Source organism: Ruegeria sp. CF5 (genome assembly GCF_056537325.1).
This window is the reverse complement of the sequence record NZ_JBQFRI010000017.1, coordinates 1-19272: the sequence shown is the minus strand read 5'-3', so window position 1 is coordinate 19272 and position 19272 is coordinate 1. Positions and strand designations below refer to the sequence as shown.

20 protein-coding genes are annotated in these 19272 nt (G+C 57.3%); 9 read left to right on the top strand and 11 right to left on the bottom strand.

From position 1 onward, the window contains the following. Positions 1–110 precede the first annotated feature (110 nt). Both ACR0NW_RS23025 and ACR0NW_RS23020 read left to right on the top strand, forming a co-directional pair. The gene (locus tag ACR0NW_RS23025; RefSeq protein WP_480453031.1) at positions 111–1124 is read left to right on the top strand and encodes an AraC family transcriptional regulator; all 1014 of its coding nucleotides are present in this window, start codon (positions 111–113) and stop codon (positions 1122–1124) included. Positions 1125–1323: 199 nt separating this feature from the next. Next, positions 1324–1734, top strand: coding sequence for a PaaI family thioesterase (locus ACR0NW_RS23020; RefSeq protein ID WP_170656979.1), 411 nt, complete (start codon positions 1324–1326; stop codon positions 1732–1734). A gap of 51 nt (positions 1735–1785) precedes the next feature. Here the strand turns inward: ACR0NW_RS23020 and ACR0NW_RS23015 are convergent, their stop codons facing one another. Together ACR0NW_RS23015 and ACR0NW_RS23010 are read right to left on the bottom strand one after the other, a co-directional pair. Further along, positions 1786–3180: a pyridoxal phosphate-dependent decarboxylase family protein gene (locus tag ACR0NW_RS23015; protein WP_480453033.1), complete on the bottom strand. Its 1395-nt coding sequence runs from the start codon at positions 3178–3180 to the stop codon at positions 1786–1788. A 130-nt stretch (positions 3181–3310) separates the two neighbouring features. Further along, on the bottom strand, positions 3311–3469 hold the full coding sequence (locus tag ACR0NW_RS23010; RefSeq protein ID WP_480453034.1) for a VOC family protein: 159 nt from the start codon (positions 3467–3469) through the stop codon (positions 3311–3313). A gap of 85 nt (positions 3470–3554) precedes the next feature. Here ACR0NW_RS23010 and ACR0NW_RS23005 point away from each other — a divergent pair, with 85 nt between their 5' ends. Continuing rightward, positions 3555–4307, top strand: coding sequence for a DeoR/GlpR family DNA-binding transcription regulator (locus tag ACR0NW_RS23005; RefSeq protein WP_480453036.1), 753 nt, complete (start codon positions 3555–3557; stop codon positions 4305–4307). Beyond that, positions 4304–5485, top strand: coding sequence for an MFS transporter (locus ACR0NW_RS23000; protein WP_480453038.1), 1182 nt, complete (start codon positions 4304–4306; stop codon positions 5483–5485). The genes ACR0NW_RS23005 and ACR0NW_RS23000 overlap by 4 nt, the downstream gene beginning before the upstream one ends. Before the next feature lie 33 nt (positions 5486–5518). Here the strand turns inward: ACR0NW_RS23000 and ACR0NW_RS22995 are convergent, their stop codons facing one another. After that, a complete protein-coding gene (locus ACR0NW_RS22995; protein ID WP_480453040.1) occupies positions 5519–6853 on the bottom strand; it encodes a tetratricopeptide repeat protein in 1335 nt (444 codons plus the stop codon). 78 nt (positions 6854–6931) lie between these two features. Here ACR0NW_RS22995 and ACR0NW_RS22990 point away from each other — a divergent pair, with 78 nt between their 5' ends. From ACR0NW_RS22990 to ACR0NW_RS22970, 5 genes are all read left to right on the top strand, one after another. Continuing rightward, positions 6932–7186: a hypothetical protein gene (locus tag ACR0NW_RS22990; protein WP_480453042.1), complete on the top strand. Its 255-nt coding sequence runs from the start codon at positions 6932–6934 to the stop codon at positions 7184–7186. Positions 7187–7196: 10 nt separating this feature from the next. Further along, the gene (gene gntH, locus ACR0NW_RS22985) at positions 7197–8669 is read left to right on the top strand and encodes a guanitoxin biosynthesis MBL fold metallo-hydrolase GntH (protein ID WP_480453043.1); all 1473 of its coding nucleotides are present in this window, start codon (positions 7197–7199) and stop codon (positions 8667–8669) included. Between the two features lie 4 nt (positions 8670–8673). Next, on the top strand, positions 8674–9654 hold the full coding sequence (locus ACR0NW_RS22980; protein ID WP_480453044.1) for a CobW family GTP-binding protein: 981 nt from the start codon (positions 8674–8676) through the stop codon (positions 9652–9654). A gap of 230 nt (positions 9655–9884) precedes the next feature. Further along, positions 9885–11750: a PAS-domain containing protein gene (locus ACR0NW_RS22975; RefSeq protein ID WP_480453059.1), complete on the top strand. Its 1866-nt coding sequence runs from the start codon at positions 9885–9887 to the stop codon at positions 11748–11750. Continuing rightward, positions 11750–12451 (top strand): response regulator transcription factor, encoded by a 702-nt coding sequence (locus tag ACR0NW_RS22970; protein ID WP_170656953.1) that lies wholly within the window; start codon positions 11750–11752, stop codon positions 12449–12451. Before ACR0NW_RS22975 ends, ACR0NW_RS22970 begins: the two co-directional genes overlap by 1 nt. Here ACR0NW_RS22970 and ACR0NW_RS22965 read toward each other — a convergent pair. The 8 genes from ACR0NW_RS22965 to ACR0NW_RS22930 all read right to left on the bottom strand — a co-directional run. Further along, positions 12392–14053: a saccharopine dehydrogenase family protein gene (locus ACR0NW_RS22965; protein ID WP_480453046.1), complete on the bottom strand. Its 1662-nt coding sequence runs from the start codon at positions 14051–14053 to the stop codon at positions 12392–12394. The genes ACR0NW_RS22970 and ACR0NW_RS22965 overlap by 60 nt on opposite strands. Then, entirely contained in the window at positions 14050–14499 is a 450-nt protein-coding gene (locus ACR0NW_RS22960; protein WP_480453047.1) for a thiol-disulfide oxidoreductase DCC family protein, read from the bottom strand. The genes ACR0NW_RS22965 and ACR0NW_RS22960 overlap by 4 nt, the downstream gene beginning before the upstream one ends. A gap of 148 nt (positions 14500–14647) precedes the next feature. After that, positions 14648–15163, bottom strand: coding sequence for a DUF3299 domain-containing protein (locus ACR0NW_RS22955; RefSeq protein WP_480453049.1), 516 nt, complete (start codon positions 15161–15163; stop codon positions 14648–14650). After that, the gene (locus tag ACR0NW_RS22950) at positions 15163–16245 is read right to left on the bottom strand and encodes a hypothetical protein (protein ID WP_480453051.1); all 1083 of its coding nucleotides are present in this window, start codon (positions 16243–16245) and stop codon (positions 15163–15165) included. Before ACR0NW_RS22950 ends, ACR0NW_RS22955 begins: the two co-directional genes overlap by 1 nt. 35 nt (positions 16246–16280) lie before the next feature. Next, entirely contained in the window at positions 16281–17534 is a 1254-nt protein-coding gene (locus tag ACR0NW_RS22945; protein WP_480453053.1) for an ABC transporter permease, read from the bottom strand. Beyond that, positions 17531–18262, bottom strand: coding sequence for an ABC transporter ATP-binding protein (locus ACR0NW_RS22940; RefSeq protein WP_480453055.1), 732 nt, complete (start codon positions 18260–18262; stop codon positions 17531–17533). Before ACR0NW_RS22940 ends, ACR0NW_RS22945 begins: the two co-directional genes overlap by 4 nt. After that, the gene (gene zrgA, locus ACR0NW_RS22935) at positions 18259–18876 is read right to left on the bottom strand and encodes a zinc uptake protein ZrgA (RefSeq protein WP_480453056.1); all 618 of its coding nucleotides are present in this window, start codon (positions 18874–18876) and stop codon (positions 18259–18261) included. Before zrgA ends, ACR0NW_RS22940 begins: the two co-directional genes overlap by 4 nt. A gap of 215 nt (positions 18877–19091) precedes the next feature. Next, positions 19092–19272: EF-Tu C-terminal domain-related protein (locus ACR0NW_RS22930; protein ID WP_480791879.1), on the bottom strand; the 181-nt coding region annotated here is incomplete at its 5' end.

Here is a 19272-nt window from a genome sequence, read left to right as displayed (position 1 = left end):
TGGGCTCCCTCGCGGAAACTATGGTTTTGCGTCATCTATCTGCCGATTGGATTGCCGTTAAGCTCATCTTTTGCCAAAATACTATCCGATTACGCCAAACAGAGACCTAAATGACCAGCCATGACCCTGTCTCTCTGACGACCGTATCAGCCGCATTCATTCAGGATTGGCTGGGTGCTCTTAGGTCTCGCTGCACCCCGGAAGAGATGGCTTCGCTGCTGGCACGCTCTGGTCTTCAAACCACTCCGATGGCACCAACTCAACGTGTCACACTCAATGAAATTACACGGCTTTATCAGCTTGCCGCGCCTGAGACCGGGGACGAAATGATGGGGCTTTGGAGCCGCCCGATCCGACCCCGCGCCTTGCAGCATCTGGTGACGGTGCAGCGCGGGGCAAGCAGCCTGACCTCGGCTCTCTATCGGTTCTCGACGTTCTGGAACCTGCTTCTGGATGACTTCTATTTTGACTTGCGGAACGATCCGGACGAGGTGGAGCTGGCTTTGGTGCCTTATTCTGGTGATACCCAACCACAGCGTTTCGGTCACATGCTGATCCTGAAACTGGCGCACGGGCTACTATCCTGGCTCAGCGGCTCAGAGACGCCGGTGCAAACGGTTTGCTTTTCCTTTTCCCGTCCGGAATTTGCTGCGGACTATTCGGTCGTCTTCCCGTGCCCCGTCGAGTTCGACGCCCGTCAAACCAGTATTCGCTTTGCCCCACGCCAATTCACCCGCCCAATCACCCGCAGCCCCGCCGAGGCATCCGTTTTCCTTGAACGCGCGCCGCTCGATTGGATATTTACCGGCTCGCGCGCCCATACAAACAGTCTTCGCGTCCGCGCCTTTCTTTACGGAGCGACGTGGCAGACTTGCCAGCTTCCGGATGCAGCCCGGGCTCTAAAAATGACGCCTCGGACCCTGAACAGGCGCTTGAAAGACGAAGGAACATCCTTTCAGGATATTAAAGATGCCCTACGCCGCGACATTGCGATCCGGTCACTTCAGCAAAGCACGGACAGTATAGATCAAATCGCGTTTGACACTGGCTTCTCGGCCCCAGCGAACTTTCACAGAGCCTTTCGAAAATGGACAAACCGGACGCCGGGATCATACCGGATGTGAGCTCGAGTTACGGACACACAGTGTACGTTAAAAGGCTACCTACGAAAGACGCCACAAACTGATGCTTTGCATTCTGCGTCGCAGTGTCTGCAGCCAGCGCTTTTCATCACCACGCCCCGGTAAGGCCAAATGCGCAAGTTCTGGGTCGAATTCAGGTTTTTCAGATGCGAGCATGCTCTTGCCACTGAAAGCTGAGAGTATGGAAACGAACATCAGACAAAAACTGGCTGAGAACAAGTGGAAGGGCGAAATCGGCTTTACCATCGAAAGCCGCGAGCCGGAACGCGTGGTTGCCAGAATGCCGGTAACCGAAGCCGCAAAGAATCCGTTTGGGACGATGCACGCTGGCGCCCTGATCTGGTTTGCCGATATCGCAGCAACATTGTGTGCCATCGGCGACCTGGACAGCATTGGTGAAGACGGGTCGGGTTTCCCGCTCGCCGTTGATCTTCATACGGTCTTGTCGGGTAACGAAAAGGCGGGCGATCTGATTGCAACCTCCACAACGGTCAAACGCGGCGGCACGCTCATTGTCATTCGCACCGATGTTCGCGGCGACACGGGGCGGCTGTTGATCGACATGACAACTACGCATCTGCGCGCCGGTTGACCAATTGGATAGGCGCCCGCGGTACTTGCGGCGGGCGCGCATTTCCTTGCCTCAAAGTGTCGTCAGGAAAGCTGTCAACTGATCAATGGTCGCTTCATCCGTGCGTCCATTGGTAACGCAGGCCCGCAAAACCGGTTTTCCCTCGAACACCGCCTTGGAAATCCAAAACCGGCCATCTTCATGAACTGCATCGACATAACGTTGTACAGCGTCGTTCCCTTCCGGCGGAACCATGCAACTCACCCCCATGAGAGACCGGTTTGCCTCCGTCCAACCTGCCTTTCTAAGGTTTTCCGTGAACCGGTTGGTCAGGCGAATTGAGCGTTCAACATGGTCTCCGTAGCCGTCCCATCCGGCAGCACCAAGGGCGAGGAACAGGCGCAACCCCACGAAGCGGCGCGACCACTGGTTGGAATTCACATAGAAATCCTTGGCCGCCTCGCTTTCCGGCATGTAGCTGGCCGAAATCCGGAAAACTTGGGCCGGTATGTCGGGGCGTGAGGTCAGGAACATGCCAGCCCCCATCGTGGTGGCGAACCATTTATGGGCGTCAATCGTGATTGAATCCGCCTGTTCAATGCCATTCAACACCGACCGTCCTGCCGTGCTGGCAATCATCGCGCCACCCCAGGCCGCATCGACGTGAAACCACATGTCATGCTCTTGCGCCAGAGTGCTGCAATCCTTGAGTGGGTCGATCATCCCGGCATTCGTAGTGCCAGCCGTGGCCACGATCAGGACCGGGACGCATCCGCTTTTCAGATCCTCATCAATGGCTGCCGCCAGACAACCCGCGTCCATCTGCCCTTGACCGTCGGTCGCGATCAATCGAACGGCGTTGCGTCCAATGCCCGCTGAATGCGCCATCTTCAACCATGCAAGGTGGCTTTCCTTCGAGACGTAAATCGTCGGCTGACCACCGAACGCATAGATGCCCTTGTCGCTGTACTCCGGGCATTTGGCCTGCAAGGCACATAAAACAGCCGTTGAATTGGCCTCGGCCCCACCACTGGTGAAATGCCCCCCGGCCCCCTTGGTAAGCCCGGCGCGCCGGGCCAGTTCATTGATGACATGTTGTTCGATTTCGACAGCAGCAGGCGCATGAGAATACACACAGATTTGCGGATTGAAGGCTGATGCAATCCGATCCGCACATTCTGCGGCAAACGTAGGTGCCGGATTGAACAGGCCGAGATACCCCGGATGCGTCATCTGCACGCTGCCAGTGTTGAGCGCATCAATCACCCAGTCCATCAGCGGTTCAAGGTCTTCTGCTTGGTCAAACCGTTTGGACTGCAGCTCTTCCAACCAGTCAGGCGTCAACTCAGCCGAGGTGGCCTTGCGACTGGCATAGTTGCGGCGTGCCTGGCTCAAACGTTCAGTCAACGCGTTTTCCGCATCCGTTAACTGATCAAAATCCGGGAAGAGTGCGTCGCGTCCGTGCATCGGGAAATCCTGTGATTGTTCAGTGTGAAACTACCCACACTGAATTGGCACTTCGACCCGAAACATGCGGTATTCACGGGCTATCATTCCAAGGTTTCTATCCAGATGTGAAGCAAAGACGGCTTTCGGCTCATTGCTGCCATTCGGGCAACGCGGCGAAGCGGGAGGCACAGCCGGGGCGATTCACACTCTTATACCTGTCACTGAGTTCCGCTTCGAAAAACTCTCCCCAAAATTTCGTGGACCGCTCCAAGTCGGTTGCCCATAGAGCAAGGTGGTTCAATTTCATCCCGATCTTGCTGGCTTCTATTCAGTATTGACGGACGTCGCATAACCGCCTATGCGGTTTTTTGCAACATTCTGAAAGTTTCTGCATGAATCTGAACGTCCCAGACACACGACAACTCGAACTGGCTCGGCGCTTGCAGGACGGTCAGCAAATCGTTGCGGTCGAAGCTGCTCAAGAATTTGAAGTATCAGTTGATACGATCCGACGGGACATTCTCGCCCTCGAAGCAGAGGGTAAGGCCCAACGCGTTCGCGGTGGTGCAGTGCCTTTGTCCACTCCAGCACCACCGTTGCATAAAAGACTGGCGGGAGATGCCGCGCCTGACGCGAAGCTGGTATCGGCCGCTATCCGAGAGATCGGGAGTGCGGCGACACTTCTGATCGATGGAGGCACAACAACACTTGCCATAGTCGAAAACCTGCCCCACGAAGAGGGGCGCTTTGTGATCACACCGTCGCCCTGGATTGCAATTGCCTGCCAGCAAAAGAACGTTCCGGTTTTTGTTTTGGGCGGTAGCCTAAGGCCGCAAGGCGGCATTGCGACAGGAGACACCGCAATCGAACGGGTCGCGGATGTCGCGGTAGATGTTGCCATTCTGGGAGCGTGCGGACTGGAAGCGGAGTTTGGTCTCAGCTCAGACGACGCGGAAGAAGCCATGATGAAGAAGGCAATGCACCGCGCCGCAAGCCGAACCATTGTTGTGACCGGTCACGCGAAGATCGGCCTTAGAGCCCGTCATCGAACAGTAGCACTTTCAGAGATCGATGCTGTTGTCACAGATTCACAGAACGCGACAACAGAATTGATCGCGTCACATACGCGTGTGGTGACTGAATGAGCGATAGTTCTCGTGTAAGTGAACTGCCCCCGAGAATTGGCCAGCCGACTGATCATTCGGCTACAAATTCGGCACGCTTGGCCACACGTTTGGCCTTTTTTACGGCGGGTTTTTCCCTGGCCTGTTGTGCGCCCCTATTCCCCTTTTTTAAAGAATCCGTTGGCGTTGATAAAACGCAATTTGGATTTCTCCTTCTTTGTCTTGGTTTTGGATCCATCGTCGCCATGCCGGTTACCGGTGTTTTGGCAGCGCGTCGTGGCACTCGTCCGCTTATTTTGCTTGGAGGCTATGGTTTGATCGCGATGCTTCCCCTTCTGGCGCTATCGCAAACGCCATTGGTTTTGGGTGCAGCTTTATTCGTTTTCGGAGCATCACTTGGAACCATCGACGTCGCAGTGAATGTTCATGGCGCGGAAATTGAAGCTATCGAAAAACGCCCCCTTATGTCGAACTTTCACGCCCAGTTCAGTATTGGTGGTTTTTTCGGAGCTGGTTTGGTCACACTGTTGTTGTCGTTGTCCATCTCAGTGCTGGCTTGTGCCATCGTGGGGGCTACTGTGGCGTTGGCTTCGATGCTGCTGGCCCGAACTCGGTTTTTGGAGGTCAGTGGTAAGGATCCGGAACCCATTGTCGTTCCGCGTGGGATTGTTCTGGTTTTAGCCATTTTGGCCGCAATCACGTTTTTAGTCGAAGGAGCCCTACTGGACTGGGGTGCTCTTCTGATCATTGATCTTGAGCTCGCTGAACCTGAAAGCGCGGGCGTCGGTTATATCCTGTTCTCAATCGCGATGGTTCTGGCCCGCCTGACTGGTGACCATATAGTTGAGCGGTACGGCGAATATCTCGTACTGATGGTTGGCGGATTACTCGCAATCATTGGGATCGCAAGCATTCTGCTGTCGACCAATTCGGTTGTAGCCCTGCTTGGGTTTGTTTTGATTGGGCTCGGAGCCGCGAATTTGGTGCCGATCCTATTCAGCGCTGCTGGACGACAAAACTTGATGCCACCCGGGATTGCTATCGCCTCAGTTACTACAACGGGATACGCAGGCATCCTTATGGGGCCAGCGTTGATTGGTTTCATATCTGGGGCATCGACACTGGCGACGGCATTCTGGATTCTTGCGCTGCTAATGGTGTTAGTTCCGATTTTCGCAAGACCGGTGGCGAAAGTCTGAACCCAGCATAGGCAATAGCCGCGATGCGTTTCGTCAGTATCTACTCAGTGTTTCCAGTATCATATTCCGCGTATTGCGGTCATTGTGGAAAATCCTGTCGGCGAGAAACTCGGACGGAAACTCGGGCCATGTCCTGCGCATTTCAGCAACGAGTCGTTGTGCATCTTCTGAATTTCCCAACTGATCGTGCGCAACGGCTTGGAATAATAGCGAAGGAGCACTGACAGGTGCCCCGGCAGCTGGTGCGCCCTGAAAGGCTTCAACAACGTTTTCGTAGTTCCCGAGCATGAGTTGCGAAACGCCCCAGATGTTCCTTGCACCAAACCTACCAGATCCTGATCTGGATCTCTCCGGATCGCTAACCTCGGCTGCAAGTTCCGGGGCGTTAGCCATGATTGCAGTGATACCTGCAAGGTCGAGAATATGGCCATCCTTCGGTGCCAGTTCGACGGACATCCTTGCGTATTTCAATGCCTCGTTTGGCTGATTTTTGACAGCCAGCACCCAACCATTTGCGCCGTTTGTCCATGCATCGGCTGGGGACAATTCAAGCGCTTTGCCAGACATTTCTGAGGCTCGACTGAAGAGATCGTCCCTTTGCGCTTCGTCCGGGGACAGCAAGGCCAGAGTCGCCAAAACCTGCGCTGTTCCGGCAAAACCGTCAGACAGAGCCGGGTCAAGTTCCACAGCGTGCTGGAACATTCCCAGTGCTATTTGCTGACGTTTGACATCAAAAACGGGAAAAAACATGCCTCGGGCTTGATCCGCAAGGTTGGCCGCCTGAAGTCTTGTCAAAGATTGCTCACCAAGTGCTGCACGTTCAGCTTGTTCGATGGATTGGGTCGTTGGCAAAACCTTGCTGTTTTCCCGACTCAACCAGATGCCAAGCACCGCGATTACGGCAAGGACACCCAGTCCAGCTGGCAGCAGTTGCAGCGACCGCCGACGCCCACGAGGCCCATCGCTGTTCCATGCCCTTGATGTGTGGTCTTCAATCGTAGGCTCGTACGAAAATCGCGGCTTGTATCCGCCGGGATCAACAAAAATGCGAACACCTTCGCCGTCCCATTGATCTTCGTAAAACTCGCGTAGCAGTCGACGCAGCCGCCTGGCTTCGACGCGAACGAGATTTTGACCGCCAGAGCCATCAATGCGTCGCCCATAGACCTCCACAGCGATAGCTTTGCCTCGAATCTGGGGACCGCGACCTGCGATAGCTTCCTCGACTACGTATGTAAGAAACTGCTGGAGACGGGGCGAAGCTTGAAACTCGTCGCTTGATACAACGCGCTCGAGTGCTTCCCGGACAAGATCCGGTGACGGCTGCCCAACATGTTGATCTATCGGCAAATCATTGGCTTTGTTCAAGGCAAACTCACCCCCAACTCACGGTGACTCACTTGGCTGGCGCGGTCAACCACACTCATCTCGATGTGAGAATAGATAGTGGGAGCCGGGATTTATCCAGTGGTGGTGGACCTGATTGAAGAGATTCCAGAACTTTCCAATGCGCTGTCAGGGCGTATCGAAACCGACGCGTTACTCAAAGAGGTTATCGAAGACCTGAAGAAAGTTTCCGAGCTGTTGGATGACGTATCGATCACAGCCTCGGAACGCGCGGAATGGGCCCACATCAGATCTGAACTCGTGAACGAGCTTCGCCGGATGGTGAAGCGCAATCCTCGCAGCATTTCCAATTGAGGGCATAGCCATGACAAAAGAAGACAACGGCAAAGATCTTAAGAACGAACCGAACCAGCAATCTGACGAAATCGAAAACCCTTCCCGGCGCCACGTTATGCAAGGACTTGCAGCGGGCGCGGTCGCAACAGGTTCCGTTACTTACGGTGCAGGCGCAGCGCAAGCGCATCAGGGTGATGGACCACTGGGCGAAAGCCTAAAGAACCCTTACGGCGGCAGGCCTGCGGGCGGTATCACACTACCGGAGTATTTCCGGCCCACAAAATACATGACAGGCTCGAATGCGAACTACTTTCCGCTGTCCGAGGACCTCGGACCGGACGAAATGCGGATTTCATTCTGTGGTTCAACCCCATTTCCTCCCCGTGAAGATCAGGCTGGCACCTGTATTATGGTCGAACTGGGTAACGGAAAGAGGTTCTTCTTCGACTTCGGGTCAGGCTGTGTCCGCAACATTATCGGGATGCAGGTCCCGGGTCAGTTAATCAACGACATCTTCATCACGCACCTACATGTCGATCACTATGCCGACATCCCTTACATCTATCCATTCCGGGCTTGGTCCGGTGGGTACACGCCGCTGCGCATTCACGGCCCCTCCGGTCGGACCCCCGAGCTTGGCACAGCTGGAATGGTCAAAGGGATGCAACAGATGCTCAAATGGCATCTAGAGGCCTTTGATGTGTTCCCGATTGGGGACGGGTACGAGATAGAAGTCAATGAATTCGATTTCCGTCAGGAAGGCGGCATTGTTTATGACGAAGATGGCGTCACAGTGCGCTCCTGGCCGCGCAGCCATGCCAAGGACGGTGCCGTCGGGTATCGGCTGGACTGGAATGGACTGAGCTTTGTTTGGACCGGCGACGGCCGTCCCGATGAACTGAGTCTTGAATACGGAAAAGGTGTCGATGTGTTTGTGACCGAAATGTCCGGACAGGATATCGGGCAATTGATGACCTACAAATACGGTCTGCCGCAAGAGCTGTTCAACTACACAATCGATACGCACCATACATCGCACTACGCGGTTGGTAAGATGATGGCTGAGGCGCGCCCACGGCTTGCAATGGTGACCCACTATACGCAAGACGAGGATATCGATGCCGAAATGCTGGCGGGAATCCGAGCCCATTATGATGGGCTGTTCGCCTGGGGTTTGGACGTCGCGGTCGTCAACGTAACAAAGGATGCAATCTGGTATCGGAAGGCGACGCTTCCCGGAAAATCTGGTTCAGTCGCACCCTTCCGCGAATTGGGCAAGATGGAAGCAGAAGGCAAGATCACGTTGCCGGACGAAATCAAGCCTCCAGCGCCGCGGTCGTCACGTGCCGAACAGCAGGACCAGAAGTACCGCGATATGGAGATCGACCCCAAGGAATACTATCCAGCTGACGTATTCCGAGCCCCCGATCCAGAGTGGCCCAGTGATTTCGTCATCAAGGTCGATGACGTCATCCCAAACCGCAAGAAGAAAGCGGAGTAACAACATGATCGAATTCGGTTCGACATCCGCAATCCCCGTCACGATCCTTACCGGCTTTCTTGGAGCCGGTAAGACAACACTTCTGAACCGCATCCTGACAGGCAATCACGGGTTGCGGGTTGCGGTTCTTGTTAATGACTTTGGATCCATCAACGTCGATGCCGACTTGGTGGTCGGCCTCGAAGATGATGTGATGAGTTTGGCGAATGGCTGCGTTTGCTGCTCGATCCGAGATGACTTGATCGAAACGGTGGAAGCCGTTCTCGCCCGGCCTGAGAAACCGGAATACATCGTCCTTGAAGCAAGTGGCGTGTCGGACCCGTCGTCAATCGCGATGACATTTACCGATCAGAAGTTTCGGGACATGATCCGTTTGGACAGCCTTATGTGTCTGGTCGATGCGGAACAGCTTTTTGCTGCGCCGGAACAAATGGAACTGAAGCTCCGTCAAATCGCGTTCTCAGATATGGTTATTTTGAACAAGGTCGATCTTGTCGACAGGGCCGCTGTTCAGAGGGTGCACGATTGGCTCGGGTCTCGCTTCCGTCGATATCGTCTGGTCGAAGCTGTCAACGCAGACGTCCCTCTGGACATACTTCTTTCCGTTGGTCGCTTTGCTGCCGAACAGCTCGAAACAGAAATACCCGATCATCATGAACATGGGCCCGGCTGTGGTTGCCATCACGCTGATCACTCGGACAGCTTTTCAACGACTATGATAAAAGCTGAACGCCCGATAAGCCTATCTTCTCTTAAGAGTGCAATTCGGCAGCTTCCTGGCGACGTCTATCGCCTAAAGGGCTTTGTCTTCAGCGAGGAAGATCCGGATCATCGCATTCTTGTACAGGTCGTCGGAAAACGCATGGACATCGCGCGGGATGAAGCCTGGGGTGAACGCAAACCAGAAACAAGGATTGTCGCAATTGGTGCGCCGGGAGCCCTTTCAGAACATGGGCTTGCCGAAGCTTTGATGGAGACAGCATAGCGGCCATTGGGTCAGAATCGCTTGATGTTTGGTCCAACAATGCGTGACCAGGCATTCTGATTGCTTCAGTAAATTTCGTATCCTGAGTCAGGAATTCGCGACGAGTCACACATCCTGTCACGTTGCGACCATTCGGGTCTGCAAGGCCCCTACCCTATGGTCACATAGGGTGTTAGGCATATGTCCGGCGGAGGATCGAATTGGACTTATCAGAACAACGTATCAAGGCGATGACCACAGCGGGCCTGAATCTGATCGGGCAGGCCCTGTCGATCTATGACAGCGAACTGCGGCTGGTCCTCAGCAATCGCCGGTTTCAGGAGATGTTCAACCTGCCGGATCATCTGGTGCAGCCAAACGCGGCCTTTGCCGACACCATCCGGTTTCTGGCCGAGAGTGGCGAATACGCACCCGAAGAAGATATTGACGAGATCGTTGCCCACCGGGTCGAACAGGCGCTTGCATTCGAGCCACACTATATCGAGCGCATTCGCCCCAACGGTCAGGTCATCTCGGTCGAGGGTGCGCCCTTGCCGCAAGGCGGATGGGTTGCGGTTTATACCGACATAACCCGCACCAAGCGCGTCGAGGAACTTTTGCGGTCGCATTCCGAGGAGTTGTCCGATCAGCTTCTGACCCATGCCGAAGAACTGTCGGCCACCAACCGCGAACTGGCCGCGACGAACTCGGCCCTGGCAGAGGCCAAGAGGCAACTTACGGAAATCGAAGCGCGCACGCGCATGACGACAGAAATGATGCCCGCCCATATCGCGCATGTGGATGCCGAGGGTCATTATACCTATTCCAACCGCCGGTTAAGCTCGGTCATGCCCGGGCGTCCCTCGGACATTCTGGGGCTGCATATCTCGGACGCGCTGGGAACAACGGCTTTCGCCAAGGTCGCCCCTCATCTTCAAAAGGCCTATGGCGGGCGGACCTCGATCTTCGAGTTTACCGAAGATCACGATCAGCGGCGGATCAGGGCGTCGTTTACACCGGACAATCTGGGCGGTGTCTATATCCTGTCGATGGATGTGACCGAGGAAACGCAGGCGCGCGTCGCGCTGCAGCAGACACGCCGCAGGGCGATGGCCGCACAGATGACAAGCGGTCTGGCGCATGACTTTTCAAACCTTCTGACGATCATTCTTGGGATGCAGGGCAAGCTGAAGAAGATGCCGCTGCCGGAGGAAGCGCGCGAGCTGGTCACCGCCACCCAGCAAACCGCCCGGCGCGGCGGGCAGTTGCTGAACCGGATTTCAGATATGACCGGCAACAGGACGCTTCACCCGCGGGCGGCAGATCTGCGCGGCCTGCTGGAAGACATGAAGATTCTGGCCTCGCCTTCTCTGCCCCGAGGAATGGGACTGTCGGTGGTCAACAACCTGCCGGACAAGCCGATGATGCTGGACCCCGGTATGTTGCAGGATGCCCTGCTTAATCTGGTGCTGAATGCCCGGGACGCCTGCGGAGCCACGGGGCAGATCACCATCAGCGCGCATACGATCGGATCGATCTGGATCGAAATCACCGTCACCGATACCGGCCCCGGATTTTCCGCCGAAGCGCTGGACAAGGCGTTGAACCCGTTCTTCACCACCAAGGGCAACGAAGGATCGGGGCTGGGCCTGCCCATGGTTTACGACATGGTAAAACTTGCGGGCGGGGACCTGCAGCTGCGCAACACCGCATCCGGCGCCTCCGTCATCCTGCGCCTTCCCTATCGCCCGGCACCGGATTCGCGGGGCGGTCTGGCCCTGCTTGTCGAAGACAATGACGAGCTTCGCAGCCAGTTCAGGGACCTTCTGATGGATCTAGGCCTGTCGGTGATCGAAGCAACATCGGTTGACGAGGCCTGCGCCCTGACCGCCGATGTCGAGGATATCAGTTTCGTGCTGTCGGACATCAAACTGGAAGGGTCCGGCACCGGCATCGACCTGATCGGCAGACTGAGGCCCGGCTTGCCCTGTATCCTTATGACTTCACTGCCGGTTTCGGACCCGCTGCATCGAAAGGCCCTTGAACTGGGGCCGGTTCTGCGCAAACCGTTCTCTCGCCAGCAGCTTGCCGCACTCATTCAGACCAAGGCCGCGTGATGACCAAACCTCTGGTAACCATTCTCGACGATGAACCGGAAATCCGCCAGATACTGACGGATGTGCTGGAGGATGCGGGCTTTCAGACCCAGAGCTTTTCGCGCGCCCGCGAATTCGAAGCCTCGTTGAAAAGGGTCACGCCGGATGTCTGTCTGGTGGACCTGTCATTGCCTGATACGGACGGGCTGGCGCTGGTGCACCGTCTGGCGCTGGAGCAGGGTGCGGCAGTCATCATCATTTCCGGCCGCGCGCAGGTGCAGGACCGGGTGACGGGGCTGGAACTGGGGGCTGACGACTATATCACCAAACCTTTCGATCCGGCCGAAGTGGTGGCCCGCATCCGGGCACGGCTAAGAACGCAGCGCACATCGGCACCCGCAGGCAACACGGCGCATTTCAGCGGCTGGACGGCGCATTTCGACCGCTACATTCTGGAAGACGAAAACGGGCAGGAGACCACCTTCAGCCATGCCGAAGGCGAAGTGCTGCGTCTGTTTCTGGAAAGCCCCAAGCGCCTGATCAGCCGCGCCCAGATGCAGGAGACACTGGGCGGGGCCGCGGGGGCAAGTTTCGACCGTGCGATGGATGTGCGGATATCGCGCCTGCGCACCAAACTTGGTGAAGATCCCAAGAATCCGCGCTTAATCAAGACGATCTACGGCGCAGGCTATATTTTCGTGGGCGACGTGAACTGGCATTGAGAGGGTTGGCCTGTCCCCTGCCATTGGGGTCAGGTGACCCTGATACCGGATGATCAGGCGCTTTGTGATCGGTGCGTAAATCGCTACGTCAAAGTTGAACCGCCCCTCGGCCTCAAATTCGCGTGCCACGGATTTCGGCAGCAACCACCCCGGCAGCCTGACCGGCCCCATCCGTCCGGCAAGCACGGGATAGATCAGCGCACCGTCCTGTACCTCTAGCCCCAACAGGAAGGTGAACGGGCCGAACCGTTCGGTCATGCCCCGGTCCGTCGCGCCCAGATACGATCGGAACCTGTGTCCGCCGATCAGGCGTTCCCATGTCTCGCCTGCCGGTGTTGCGGTTTTGGTAACTTCCACCGTCACATCCTTGCCAGCAGCAGGAAAGCCGAACAGCGCACAAAGAAGACCGGACCAGACGCCCTTGCCACGCTGGACCTCGCATCTTCCCTGCCAGCGGCTTTTGTCGACGGTCAGGTGCGTCTCTCGGACCGAGTCCGGCAGCCTGTCGAAGCTGTCTTTGAGGACGCGCGGGAATATCCGGCTGAGCGGTTCAGAGCAGCGCTCGGTAACGACGCTCAGGTCCGACATTGCGGCCTCTGCCTCGGTCAATGTGATGACCTCAAGCGCGGGATCGGCACCAATCGGCAGGTCCGGACGGCGCAGCAGGGCGCGTGCAGGCACCGCCGGAATGAAGGGGCCATCGCCGTCCTCTGCCAACAGCCGCCATGTTTGCCGCCCGGCCTGTGTGGTGACGGTTACCGACATACCGCCACGCCCGGTGCCGAATGGTGCCAACATATCCGCCATCATTTTGAACGCCCGCACAACCGGCCGTGTCACCGGCAATGGCAGCACCCGGCGCAAGGCCGCAAAACAGGCTAGACCATAGCGCATAACCGCCAATTCCAGACCAGCCCGGAAACGGACCGTCCCGGCACCGAAATGTGCGGGAAACAACTGCAGGTCCGGAACTTCGATCTGCCAGCCCTGCCGGATCACGCCGTCTGGCAGGTCATAGTTTGCCGGGTCGGACCAGCCAAACCCGCGCTCCCACCGGTTGCCGCGCCAGACGGATATCGGCCGCCCCGCCTGTGCCAGAATCGAATGCATCACCGACAACCCGCGCGGCGCTCGGTTTCCGGGCAGAATCGCGGTGTCGATCTCAAGTGGCCTGTTCTTTCCGGCAAGGGCGCGGACTGCGGCGGACGACAGGGCCGGAACCGAGGAAAGGCCGGACAGCACGCATACGCCCGCTTTGGTTGCCTGAGCATCCAGCGCCGAAATTCCGGCACAGAATGCTGCATTGTCGGACAGATCCAGATAATGCACACCCGCCGCAATCGCTGCCTTTGCCAGCCGGTACGGATCGTTTCCATAATCGTGAAACGGACCGGCAGCGTCGATTACCACATCAAAATTGCGCAACCCGCCGAGGCTGCCATTGCGATCCATCATCAGGGACCGGCAGCCCAGTTCATCAGACAAGGCTTGCGCCGACGCCGTGTTGCGCCCGGCGATGCAGACATCGTGACCGTCCCGGACCAGAAGCCTGGCAAGCCGTTCGCCAAAGACGCCGTATCCGCCAAGCAAAAGGATTTTCATCGCATCAGACGTCTCTGGAACGATGCGTCAGGTAGTGCGCACATGTCGGATCGACCGAAAAGCGCATAGCGGTTGCGCGCAACGCGGCGATAACACCAGTTCCTTGTGGGTTTGGGCAAGATCAGCAACACCGCGGTCAGCCGACCCCATCCGCCAAACCGCCGACCGGCATGTACGACCGCGTCGAAATCAATATGGGCAACACCGGCATCTAGGAACAACCAGGTCGAAGGATCGTCCGGCTGCACCCCATAGTGACGCATCAGCGCTGCCCCCAACTGTGTTTGAACGGGGCAGATGCGCACGGTCCCCGATCGGTCCAGACGATGGATCATCCGCGCGCCCCAACTGCACAACGCGCAGTTCGCGTCCATAACCGCCAAAGGGTTACTGTCGTCAAACGCGGGCACTTCGGGATCATGGCGGAAAGAATAAGGTTCAGGCATGTCGCAGGCACTATCCGCCAATCACTGGGCCTTTTCAAGCTGCAGTGCCCGACGTCACTGGGCCAGGCATTCGACAATGTGCACAACGAAATCTGCGCCCTGGTTTCCTCGCCGGATCGGGCGCTGGTCGGTGGGGCCACCTGATAAATCAGGAATAAGGGTCGATCTTTTCGGCTACCAGCATGTAGCCCACTTCGGCAAGTTGCGTGCTGGCTGCGGCCGTTCCGAAGGTCCCGACCACCCAAACCGGTTCAAACAGGGACTGAAACTCGTAAGGTGTTTCCGTCGTGATGTATATCAACTGGTTCGGCGGCGGAGGCGGTACGTGAATGCATGCCCCGACATATGGCACCAACAGCGCGGATGTGACGTAGTGATCCTGAAATTCCAACGGAACAAGGTAGCCGGGGATGCGGACAAGCTTGCCGTTGTATTCCGTGGTCACTTCGGCGGCCGTGTCCTGATCGAAGGGGGTGCTCAGTTCACCATGCTGAATGATGCCCTGTTTTCGGAGCCTTTCCATGGTGGTTCCATCAGCAGTTGGTACAAGGTCATCCCACCCCAACTCAATCGGTGCGTTGTCCGCCCGTAGTGGCGCGGACAAGGCCGTCAGAACCCCTGCGGCTGCGGTCGCCCGGCTCAGGAAATGCCTTCGTGTCTGCATCAGTCAAAACCTCGGCTCTGGGAATTGCCGCTTTCGGCTGGGCGTGACGGGTCCGCGAGGCCATCTGCCATAGCGACATATTGGCTTACTGCGAGAACATCCAGCGGTGATGTCAGCACCCCATCCCGGACAAGGTCCGAAAGGGCATCACGTTGCGACCAGACCCGACGGGCGCCGAACTGGCGTGCAACGGCAGGCGCAAGCGTAGCAGATCCGCGCAATGCCTGCGTTACGGCCTCGGCAACAGAGTTCTGCATTCGCTGATCGCCATACTGGCCATGCAGGGCCAGTGCTTCGACCAGCGCTTCTCTGGATGCCTCGGGCAATTCCGGGTCGGTCAGGTATGTCTGGGCCAGAGTGTTTGCAGCGGCCGGGCCATCCAATTCGATCAGCGCGGTTGCGTAGGCGCCTGTCAGGCTGCTTGCGAATTGTGCAGCACGGTCCAGCCCGAGCGCCAGCTGCCCGCGAACATCGTCTCTGCCACCCAGACCCAACAGAAGAATACGGATGGCACGAAGGTCCCGCTGTGCGGGGTTGTTGTATCCGGCTAGCATCCGGGCCATGTCGATCCGAAGGTCATGGGACACCAGAAACCCGTAATCCGCCCGGTCAAGCTCCCGCAACGCGAGCAGCCGGATATCTTCGTCCGGATGGTCGAGATAGGTCGCAAAAGTTCGGAACCGGCTCTGGTCCTCGCCCAGTCGCCAATCGGGCAACTGCGACATGACGGTGTTGAGAACGGGGCGCATATCGTCATCGACAAAAGCCACCCGCTGCCACGGGCCATAGGCGCTCTGGCGGGCAAACAGGACCTGCGCGGCTGGATCGGTCCCCAGCCTTTGTCGGGTTACGCTGTCCACCAGATGCGGTAACTCAACATCTTCGGCGCCACCTTCCAAGGCCGAAGTAACCTGATATCGAAAGGGATTGTCCGGATTCTGGCGCGCAAGCACGACATGCTCGCTGTCGATCAGCCGGTCAACCAATGTGGGCTGCGGGGTGTAGTTGTGAAATCCGCAGGCACCCGCATTCGAGGCGGCCCCGGCCACTATCGCCACGATCATTCCGGCCAAGCGAGACATGCATGCAGTCTAACTGTTTTGAGTTCCGAACAAAATCACATTTTGATAGTCATGCCATCCGCCAGAGACATTTGATACGCGCGTATTGCCGGCAGCAGGCTTACCAGCGCAGAGGCCACGACAACCGCGCACAGGATCAGCATCTCGCGAGGGGACAGAAAGGTGATCGGTATAAAAAGGCCAAACGCGCTGTCCAGCCAAGGCTGCAAAGCGAAAAGCCCAAGATAGAGCAGCAGCACACCCAGCAGGGTTCCCAGAACGGTCATCAACACGGCCTCGATCATCAGCAGACCCATCACCGTCGCAGGGCCCGCACCCATTGCCCGCAGGATTGCCATTTCCCGGCGGCGGGCATTCAGCCCCGACAGGATCATTGCCGACAGTCCCAGCAACGCGGTGACGACAACCATCGCCGACACGCCGATCAACGCGCGCTCGGCTATTCCGACGATGCCCCAAAGTTCCTGAAGCGCCACTCCGGGCAGGATGGCCAGCAGGGGTTCTTCGAGGTACTCGTTGATTGCGCGCTGAATGGTGAAAATCTGAAGCTTCGAGTTCACCCCCAGCATCGCCGCCGTAATGGCCTTTGGCTGCAGGTCCATTGCCCGAATTTCTTCGACCGGAGTGGGCTCGCCTGGCTTTTGCCCGCCACCCTGCCAGTCGACATGGATGGCTTCGATGGCCTCCAGGCTTACGATCACGGTACGATCTACCGGTGTACCGGTCTTTGCTAGAACACCCGATATCCGAAACGGCGTATCGTCGTGTTCGCTGAATGACGCGAGGCCATGGGCCACGACGATCGGATCCCCGACCTCATAGTTCAGCTGCGCTGCCACATCCGCACCAACTACCGCGTCGAACAGATCGTGCATCTGTTCGCCCTGTTCAAATGTCAGGGCGCGATCACCGCGATACCTGTAGCGCTGGAAATACTCGGGCGTCGTTCCCATGACGCGAAACTGCCGGTGACTGTCACCCAGAGAGATCGGCACTGCCCAAGCGATTTCAGGTCGCGAGGCAATGTCCTGATAGCTTTCCCAGGTCACATTGTTGGTCGCGTTACCAATGCGAAAAACTGAATAGAGAAGCAATTGAACGCCACCCGAACGCGCGCCCATAATCAGGTCGGTGCCCGAAATCGTATCCGCAAAACTGGATCGTGCACCGGTGCGCAGCTTTTCCACCCCTAAAAACAGCACGACGGACAGGGCGATGGCAAAGCTCGTCAAACCCACGGTCAGGGCCCGGCTTTTCAGAGACAGACAGGCCAACCTGATCAATGTCATGAAGCAACCAATCCAGCGGTCGTCGACACATCTTCCAGCCGCACCACCCGATCAAACCGATTGGCCAGCCGCTCGTCGTGACTGACCATGATAAGGGTGCTGCTGGACTCCGACACCTGATCGAACAGCAAGTTCATGAACTCGTCCTGCGACCCCGCGTCCAATGCCGATGTCGGTTCGTCCGCAACGATAATCTCGGGGTGACCGATCATCGCCCGCGCCACAGCGACACGCTGCTGCTGGCCCACAGACAATGTGGATGCCGACCCATGAGTCACCAGTGCATCCGGAAGCCCCAGAGAGGCGCACAAGCCCAGAGCATCCTCGCGCGGATGCAAACAGCGTTTCCGTCGCTCGGGAGAGAACCGGAGCGGGACCAGAATGTTGTCCACGGCGCTTGCATAGGGCAGCAGGTTGAACATCTGAAAGATGACACCCATCTTGTCTGCCCGTACGCGGTCGCGTTGAGACGAGGTCATCGACGTCAACTCATGACCGGCAATCCGAATGAGACCCCTTTGCGGGAGCGCCACCCCACAGATCAGGTTGAGCAACGTGGATTTCCCCGCCCCGCTTTTCCCAAGCAGCAGGACCTTTTCAGCCGTCCCGACGCAAAATTCCCCAACCACCATGGAAAAATCTGTCTGCGGCCAGTTAAATTCCACATCCTTCAGATAAACGGCACAGCTGTCAGGCTGTTCGTCAACACTTCCATTGTCGGGGATCAAAACACGCCCTTCAGATCGAGAACGGGGGCATCCCGTTCAACCTCATGGCCGGTTGCGCCGCTGTCGGTGACGATCTGAACATCCATTTCACGGGCGTTCGGAAACCGTTCAAAATAGGCAAATTCGATACGGTCAATACTTTGCGGATTCTCGCATTGCAGAATGTACTCCGCCCTGAACTCGGTGTGTTCCGTGCCATGCTCGTCGGTCTGTTCCTCGGCATGGTCGTCGTCATGCGCGTGTTCGTCGTCATGCGCATGGTCGTCTTCGTCGGCATGCTCGTCGTCGTGCGCATGCTCCGGATCGTCACCTTCCAGAAAAACCTTGGCCCCTTTCACCAAGCAGCCTGCACTTTCAGGCAGGACGAACAAATCCATGGGACGCGCCAAATCCGAAACAGCGGTTTCCACCGCCGCACGATCTTCGGCGCTGGTGGCGCTGTGTTCAAATCCGACGATATCCATCCCCGGCGCTTCCAGAGACATGGCAACCTCGGATGCCGAAATCGCGATTCCCAAAGTACCGGCACCGTGTTCATGGGCGTCCAGAGAACGCGATTGCTCAGCGGCTGCAGATAGAGGCAAGCAAACAGTTACAAAAAGCAGGTATTTCATCGACTGAACTCCAACATGTAAACGTTTTGGAAGCAACGGTTCCAGACAAGCCGCCTGTCTGCTGCGAGTCAATGACAAAGGGCAATGCTTACTACCGCGCGGGCATCTGAGCGGATCGCTATCGCCCTGCATCTATTTTGCCGCCAGAAAGAGCCCAAAACAAAAAAAGGGCGCCCCGGGGGCGCCCTTTCTGTCTGATCCTTCGCTTGCGCGAATTATTCGACGATTTTCGACACAACGCCGGCGCCGACGGTGCGGCCGCCTTCGCGGATCGCGAAGCGCAGGCCGTTTTCCATCGCGATCGGTGCGATCAGTTCAACTTCGAACGACACGTTGTCGCCGGGCATGACCATCTCGGTGCCAGCCGCCAGCGTCACGGTGCCGGTCACGTCAGTC